Genomic DNA, 238 nt, shown 5'->3' on the forward strand with positions numbered 1-238 from the left:
TGCCGCGCCGTACCCGACAGTACGGTATTTAAATCATGAACCGATTCTCCCTTCGTCCGTTGCTGCTCGTCGCGACTGCCGGGGTCGCGCTGCTTTCCGCGTGCGCGCCGGTGCCGCAGCTCGGCGCCCGTCCCGAAGTGCGCGCGGCGGCCGGCTATGCCGCCGACCAGTCGCTGGCCGCCCGGGCGGATGCCGCGAACTGGCCCGCCAACGATTGGTGGAGCGTCTATGGCGATGC

1 pseudogene is annotated in these 238 nt (G+C 69.7%); it reads left to right on the forward strand.

Annotation, left to right across the window (positions count from 1 at the left end):
* Window positions 1-35: 35 nt before the first annotated feature.
* Window positions 36-238: pseudogene (locus NLU14_RS22860) on the forward strand (hypothetical protein); the annotation flags it as partial.

Origin of the sequence: Marinobacter iranensis, assembly GCF_029207565.1 — a bacterium.
Classification (GTDB): Bacteria; Pseudomonadota; Gammaproteobacteria; order Pseudomonadales; family Oleiphilaceae; genus Marinobacter; species Marinobacter iranensis.